5 protein-coding genes and 1 pseudogene are annotated in these 3,251 nt (G+C 64.7%); 1 reads left to right on the top strand and 5 read right to left on the bottom strand.

Annotation, left to right across the window (positions count from 1 at the left end; translation table 11 throughout):
• Positions 1-265, top strand: a pseudogene (locus tag B3587_RS06765) (hypothetical protein); the annotation flags it as partial.
• Between the two features lie 33 nt (positions 266-298).
• Here B3587_RS06765 and B3587_RS06760 read toward each other — a convergent pair.
• From B3587_RS06760 to B3587_RS06740, 5 genes are all read right to left on the bottom strand, one after another.
• Positions 299-562: a DUF6458 family protein gene (locus B3587_RS06760; protein ID WP_228178693.1), complete on the bottom strand. Its 264-nt coding sequence runs from the start codon at positions 560-562 to the stop codon at positions 299-301.
• Between the two features lie 121 nt (positions 563-683).
• Positions 684-887: a hypothetical protein gene (locus B3587_RS06755; RefSeq protein ID WP_292727377.1), complete on the bottom strand. Its 204-nt coding sequence runs from the start codon at positions 885-887 to the stop codon at positions 684-686.
• On the bottom strand, positions 884-1,648 hold the full coding sequence (locus B3587_RS06750) for an SGNH/GDSL hydrolase family protein (protein ID WP_292727376.1): 765 nt from the start codon (positions 1,646-1,648) through the stop codon (positions 884-886). The genes B3587_RS06755 and B3587_RS06750 overlap by 4 nt, the downstream gene beginning before the upstream one ends.
• A gap of 4 nt (positions 1,649-1,652) precedes the next feature.
• Positions 1,653-2,717, bottom strand: coding sequence for an LLM class flavin-dependent oxidoreductase (locus tag B3587_RS06745; RefSeq protein WP_292727374.1), 1,065 nt, complete (start codon positions 2,715-2,717; stop codon positions 1,653-1,655).
• A gap of 60 nt (positions 2,718-2,777) precedes the next feature.
• Positions 2,778-3,251, bottom strand: a 474-nt coding sequence (locus B3587_RS06740; protein WP_292727372.1) for a DUF885 domain-containing protein, incomplete at its 5' end; no start/stop codon positions are given.

Here is a 3,251-nt window from a genome sequence, read left to right as displayed (position 1 = left end):
CAGGAGGACGCCCGGCACCGTGGGGTGGAACCACCGAGGTCGTGATCTCGCGCGACGTCGATTCTTCACCTGGTCCGACACACCGATTTCCGTGGAGGTCACCATGGCTGACCCGACGGAGTTCGCGACGGGCGACGTCGTGGGTCAGATCGCCTGGACCGCCGGTCCTCACACGGAGCGCGCTGACCTCATCGTGACCGAGTCAATTGACCCTCCCGCTGATTGGTGGCGACTGACGCACCCTGCGGAGCTGATCGGGCGCTAACCCTCTAGGAGCCTGTCGCGCAGCTCCCCAGGATCAGAGGCCCGCGCCGTCGTCGGTCGTGCTCGTGCTGCGGCGATCCACGCGCTCCTGCGTTGCGGGATCGACGCTCGACCGAGTCACAGTTTCGGTCTGGCGCCGCCGCGCCAACAGAATGATCCCGAACAGGAACACGAGAACACCGGCGCCCATCAGGATGTAGCCGACGAGGTCAAGGTTGATCCACTCGACCTCGACGTTCACGGCGAAAGCCAAGATCGCGCCGATCACGAACAGCACGATGCCGGTACCAATACTCATGGAGCGTCCCTTTCGTCAGTGCGGCAGAAGCCGCACCCAACACCTTGGTGGACGCACCGCACGGTCGAAAGCGCCTTGACACTAGATTCCGGATGTGGCATATGGCCGCATCCGGGCGGAGTCACATGAACCAGCCGCTGTTGCGCACGGTTCTGTCTTGGAACTGATGCTGAGCCGCGGCACGCGCTCGCTCAACAGCTTCCTGCGCTTCGCGACCCTCTTTCGCCTCGGAGAACGAGACGGGCTTACGGACAAAGAGGCGAGTCAGCCGGTTCCAGAACGTCATCATCGCCACCCCCTTGTGCCCCACGATAGACCAGCTCACGCCGCTTCGGGCTCGATCGTCACCCAATCCCCGAACTTCGGTACCCGGCCATCACCCGATGACGTGCCCGTCAGCCGTCGACGAACCCACGGACCAACGTGCGCGCGATAGTAGGCCAATCCTCGAACGGCGTCGGCGGTGGACTGCTCGGGCATCGACCACCACTCCCCTGGTGCGGGATGACCCAGGGCGCCAAGGAGGCGCGTAGCCACCCGATGATGCCCGCGGGAGTTCATATGGAGGCGGTCCGCAGACCAGAACGATGGATGCGACAACTCGCGATCCGGCCAGTTGAGAGCCCGGACGACATCGGGACGGTCGGCGATTCGGGCCACGACCGCGCGCGAGAGATCGTCTCCCCGGCGTTGGATGAGCGAGCGGAAGGGCAGCTGAGCCGACGGGTTGGCGCCCGAGAGCAAAACCAGGCGAACCCCTTCCTCATCACACCGGCGCAGCACGGTGCTGAAAGCATCCGCGATGCTCGCGATCGTCGTGCGGGGCCGCAGCATGTCGTTGCCGCCGCCGTTGAACGAGAGGTGCGTCGGTCGAAGAGCCAGCGCCGGCTCCAGTTGCTCTTCGACGATCGGCCACGCAAGCTTGCCGCGGATAGCAAGGTTCGCGTACGAAATCGGAGCGCCGAGCGCGTTCGCCCAGCCGAGAGCGGTGAGGTCCGCCCATCCGCGCACAGTGCCATCAGGCAGCTCGTCGCCGACGCCTTCGGAAAAGGAGTCACCGATGGCGACATAGCGGATCTCGTGCACTCCCCTAGCCTACGGTCGCTTCGTCGCGCTGTGTCTCCGCGCCTTCTGCGATCATTTCGCGCGCCATCGGGATGACCTTCGTGCCGTACAGCTCGATCGAGCGCATCAGCTTGTCGTGCCCGAGTGTGCCGTTCGAGTACTTCAGATCGAACCGGTCAATGCCGAGCGCCAAGACAGTGTCGGCGATCTTGCGTGCCACCCGATCGGGAGATCCGGAATAGACCGCTCCCCCGGCTCCGACATCGTGCTGAAACCGCATGCGGCTATAGGGCGGCCACCCACGTTCGGCTCCGATGCGGTTATTCATCGCTTCGAACGCGGGGTAGGCCTGTTCCCACGCCTGCTCATCGGTATCGGCGATATGACCCGGCGAGTGGACACCGACGGGCCTGCAATCGTGCCCAAAGGAGGCCAGCGACCGGTGGAAGAGCTCGACGTAGGGTGCGAAGCGCTCAGCCGGCCCGCCGATGATCGCGAGCATGAGGCCGAAGCCGTACCGCGCTGTCCGGACGACGGACTCCGGTGATCCGCCGACACCAACCCAGGTCGTGAGGCCGGAGCCCTCGGTCTTCGGGTAGACGTCCGCGTTCGTGAGCGCGGCGCGGGTCGTGCCCGACCACGTGACCGGGCGCTCCTGGCGCAAGAGAGAAAACAGTTCGAGCTTCTCCTCGAAGAGGGCCTCATAATCCTTCAGGTCGTACCCGAACAGGGGGAAAGACTCGATGAAGGAACCCCGGCCCAGTACCACCTCGGCACGCCCGTTCGAGATGGCATCCAGGGTCGCGAACCGCTCGTAGACCCGCACCGGATCGTCTGAAGACAGAACGGTCACGGCAGTGCCGAGATGGATGTCGCGGGTTCGGCCAGCGATGGCCGCGAGCACCATCTCGGGGCTCGACACTGCAAAATCGGGGCGGTGGTGCTCCCCCACCCCGATGAACGAGATGCCGAGCTCGTCGGCCAGGACAGCCTGCTCGACGAGATTTCGCAGCGTCTGTGCATCCGAGAGGGGCGCTCCGCTCTCATCAACAGTGACATCACCGAAGGTATCGAGACCGAACTGAATCATGACGGCATCCTTTCCATGCACTTGCATAGAACCATACGATTCCGGTCCCTATTCCGATCCTCAGGTCAGCAACGCCGCACGCAGCGTATCGAGCCCGACGCCACCGATGTCGAGCGCGCGCTTGTGGAAGGCCTTGATGTCGAAAGCATCACCCTGCTGCTCGGCAACCGTGTCGCGCAGTTGCTCCCAGATTCGCTGGCCGACCTTGTAGGACGGTGCTTGGCCCGGCCAGCCCAGGTAGCGGTTCACCTCGAACTGAATGAACTCATCCGACATGTTCACGTTGCGGCGCATGAAGGCGAGAGCGTAGTCGTGGTCCCACACGCCGTCGCCGTCCAAGCGGGGCTTGCCGAGGTGCACACCGATGTCCAACACGACGCGCGCCGCGCGCATCCGCTGGCCATCGAGCATGCCGAGCCGGTCGGCGGGGTCATCTAGGTAGCCGAGCTGCTCCATGAGTCTCTCGGCGTAGAGCGCCCACCCCTCGGCGTGGCCCGAGGTGCCGGCCAGCAGACGCCGCCACGAGTTGAGCTG

It is taken from the genome of Microbacterium sp. UBA837 (assembly GCF_002296025.1).
GTDB lineage: Bacteria > Actinomycetota > Actinomycetes > Actinomycetales > Microbacteriaceae > Microbacterium.
The sequence above is the reverse complement of the archived record's forward strand: the minus strand, read 5'-3'. Positions and strand labels throughout refer to the sequence as shown.